This window comes from Mycobacterium sp. (assembly GCF_032162105.1).
Taxonomy (GTDB): Bacteria; Actinomycetota; Actinomycetes; order Mycobacteriales; family Mycobacteriaceae; genus Mycobacterium.
The window spans coordinates 1-3,532 of record NZ_JAVRPS010000643.1; the positions used below are offsets into that span (position 1 = coordinate 1).

Consider the following 3,532-nt stretch of genomic DNA (forward strand, 5'->3'; position numbering starts at 1 on the left):
CCGCTGCGGCGTAGGCACGTTGGGACGCCAGCTCCGACGGGGTGGGCGGCAGTTCACTGGGCAGCGAGGTCTGGAACAGTTCGAACGATCCGTCCTTGCGACTGACAAGTTCGGCCGCGCGCAGATAGATCGGGTTGTCGCTGTAGCGGTCGGCCACCTCGGCGCGACACACCACCAAGGCCACTGCTCCCTCGCTAGGAGAACAGATCATGTACTGGCGCAGCGGATCGTTGATGAGTCGCGACGTCGCAATCTCCTGGCGGGTCAACGGTTTGCGGCGCCAGGCATTGGGGTTGAGTTCGCCGTTGGCGAAGGCCTTTTCAGCGACGACGGCCAGCGTCTCGACCGGGATGCGATGGTCGTGCAGATAGCGTTGCGCCTTGAGGCCGAAGAACTGAGGATTGAGGAACATCCCAATTTCGCCGTACCAACTGCCCACGCCCCACGTCGTGACATCGGTTGCGGCGAACGCGCCGCGGGGATGTTTGTCGAATCCGACGACCAAGCCCAGGTCCCCCATCCCGGCGGTGATCATGTTGCGCGCCGTGATGAGACTGGCCGCACCGGTGGCGCATCCGTTGAGCACGTTGATGAAGGGGATGCCCGTGGGGCCCAGCGCGCCCACCATCACGTCGGCCTGGCCGCCGTCGAGGCTTCCGCCGACGGCGACTTCGATGTCGGCCCAGCGCACCCCGGCGTCGGCCAGGGCGTCGCCGATCGCCGAGAGGGCCATCTGCTGGGCGGTCGAGTCGAAGCGACCGAAGGGGTGAATGCCGATGCCGACGATGGCCATGGTGCTCACTGGTGCGCCTCCTGGTGGGTAGCTGCGGGGGTCACGGGCCGGAAGGCGTAGACGTGGATCGGGCGTCCTTCTTCGTCGACGTTGAATTCGATTGCCACCGATTCCATTTCGGTGCCGATCGCGGCGCGTTGTGCGGCCTGGTCGACGGGGACGTCGAGGCGTGCCTGCACGCGGCAGGCGCCGGGAAGGTCCACATACCCGACGACGAATCCGGCGAAGTCGTCTTCGGTTTCCGGGCCGGCGTAGGGCGCCTTGGGCAGGAAGGACTGCGTGGTCCAGGTCCACACCGTGCCGCGCCGGGGCAGCAACTCGTCCACGATCGAGGTGCCATAGCAGTGTCCGCAGCGCGTCCGTGCGGGGAAGGTGACGCGCGCGCAGTCGCTGCATCGGCCTCCGATGAGGTGCACCCCGTCGTCGGTTTCGCAGAACAGGTTCTCAGCGATGGGATTCAACCCCACAATGGCTCCTCGAACGTCGGCGGCACCGACGAGTCCCGGCCCGGTGCCGCACTCGGAAATTCGCGCTGTGAGGCCGTTCACATCTCGGTACTATACATGTATAGTTCGGCTCCGATAGATGCGATCGCCTGGGGTTCGGCGGTCCGGCCAATGTTTACGACGGGAAGCGACCATGACGTTCAACGACGGCTTCGAGGGCCGGCTGTTCATCGACGGCAAGTTCACCGAGGGGGTCTCCGGCCGCCGATACGACGTGATCAATCCGGCCGATGAGTCGGTGGTCGCCACTGCCGTCGACGCCGATCCAGAGGACATGAGCAGCGCCGTGGCGGCCGCCGACAACGCGGTGCGCTCGACTGACTGGTCGACCAATCACGCGTTCCGGCGCAAGTGCCTCGACCAACTCCAGAGCGCGCTTCACGAGGAAGCCGACAGGTTCCGTGCACTGGCCGTGGCCGAGGCGGGTACGCCGTACTCGGCGACGTTGACGCACGTGACGGCTCAGATCGACGACATGAGTTACTTCAATGGACTCATCGAAACCTGGCCGTGGGAACGGGATCTGCCCGCCTACGAGCTGCTCGGCATGCAAAGCAAGCGGCGCATTCGTTACGAGCCCTACGGTGTCGTGGGTGCCATCTCGCCGTGGAACGCCCCGTTCATGACCAACATCTGGAAGGTCGGTCATGCGCTGGCCACCGGCAACGCGGTCGTGTTGAAGAGCGCGCCCGACACCCCGCTCACCGCCGCGCTGATCGCGAAGGTGGCCGCCGAGCAGACCGATCTGCCCCCTGGTGTGCTGAACACCATCAGTTCGGCCGACAAGGCCATCGCCGGCGAGGCGCTCACCACCGACCAACGGGTCGGGCTGCTGCACTTCACCGGCTCACCACAGGTCGGGCAGCGCATCGCGCAGAACGCCGCCGTCGGCATCCGTCACACCGTCCTGGAACTCGGCGGCAAGTCGGCCAACATCCTGTTACCCGACGCCAATTTGGACATGGCATGCGCCGTCGGTGTGGGCATGTGCATGTCCAACAGCGGACAAGGATGCGCCCTGGCGACGCGGATGGTCGTGCACGCCGACATCTACGACGAGGTCGTCGAGCGCCTGCAGGCCGCGGTGGCTGCACTGTCCTGGGGAGATCCCGGCGATGAGAGCACCGTCGTCGGGCCGATCATCCGCGCCGAGCAACTCGACCGCATCGAAGGGCTGGTCGACCGGGCCGTTGCCGACGGCGCCCGGCTCGTCGTCGGCGGTCACCGCGCTGACCGTGGCGGCAAGGGATTCTGGTATCTGCCGACCGTTGTCGCCGACGTCGACGAGAACGCCGAGCTCGCCCAAACCGAGGTGTTCGGGCCGGTGCTGACAGTCGTGCGCTACGACGGTGACGACGACGAGGCGGTCCGCGTGGCCAACAACAGTCGGTACGGGTTGTCGGGATATGTTCAGTCCGCTGACGAACAGCGGGCGTGGCGCGTGGCCAATCGGCTCAAGGCGGGCACGGTCAACATCAACAATTCGTTCTACCTCTCCCCCGACGCGCCCTTCGGCGGCTACGGCATCAGTGGCGACGGCGTCGAGCACGGCGAGGACGGATTCCGCGACTACCTGCAAGTCAAGACCATCGCCAGCCCGGCCGGCTCCTGAACGGGATCAACCGATGACGATGACGTTCGACTACATCGTGGTGGGCGCCGGGTCGGCTGGCTGTGTGCTGGCAAACCGGCTCAGTCGCGATCCACGAACAAGGGTTCTGCTGCTGGAGGCCGGCGGCAGAGATCGCAGTCCCATGATCAAGATACCCAAGGGTTTTGGGAAGATTCTGGGAAACCCGAAGCTGGCCTGGCATCACCCCGTACGGCCCATCGGACCCAATCACAAGGTCGAGCAATGGGTGCGAGGCAAGACGCTTGGCGGCTCCAGCGCAGTGAACGGGATGGTCTACAACCGGGGTCATCGCGCTGACTACGACGAGCTCGCGCGACGCGGTAATCCCGGGTGGGGGTGGGACACCATGCTGCCCATCTTCAAGGCCATCGAGGATCACCAGCTGGGCGCCAATGCAATGCGCGGTGCCGGCGGGCCACTGACCGTGTCGCTGGACCCCGACCTTCCCGACATCTGCGACGAGGTCATCGAAGCGGGCAGGAAGATGGGCTGGTCGCGCACCGACGACATCAACGACAGCGATGACGAGCGAATCGGACCGGCGGCGCGCACCATCAAGGACGGCCAGCGGGTCAGCGCTGCCCACGCGTTCCTGCACCC

General features: G+C 65.8%; 4 protein-coding genes. 2 read left to right on the forward strand and 2 right to left on the reverse strand.

What is annotated here, in order from left to right; translation table 11 throughout:
• Both QOC69_RS32405 and QOC69_RS32410 read right to left on the reverse strand, forming a co-directional pair.
• Positions 1–793 (reverse strand): thiolase family protein (locus QOC69_RS32405; RefSeq protein ID WP_526446594.1); only part of this gene is annotated, 793 nt, incomplete at its 3' end.
• Between the two features lie 5 nt (positions 794–798).
• Positions 799–1,260 (reverse strand): Zn-ribbon domain-containing OB-fold protein, encoded by a 462-nt coding sequence (locus tag QOC69_RS32410; protein ID WP_526446591.1) that lies wholly within the window; start codon positions 1,258–1,260, stop codon positions 799–801.
• Positions 1,261–1,432: 172 nt separating this feature from the next.
• Here QOC69_RS32410 and QOC69_RS32415 point away from each other — a divergent pair, with 172 nt between their 5' ends.
• The gene (locus QOC69_RS32415) at positions 1,433–2,911 is read left to right on the forward strand and encodes an aldehyde dehydrogenase family protein (protein WP_526446592.1); all 1,479 of its coding nucleotides are present in this window, start codon (positions 1,433–1,435) and stop codon (positions 2,909–2,911) included.
• Positions 2,912–2,924: 13 nt separating this feature from the next.
• A partial coding sequence (locus QOC69_RS32420; RefSeq protein WP_526446593.1) for a GMC family oxidoreductase occupies positions 2,925–3,532 on the forward strand: 608 nt, incomplete at its 3' end.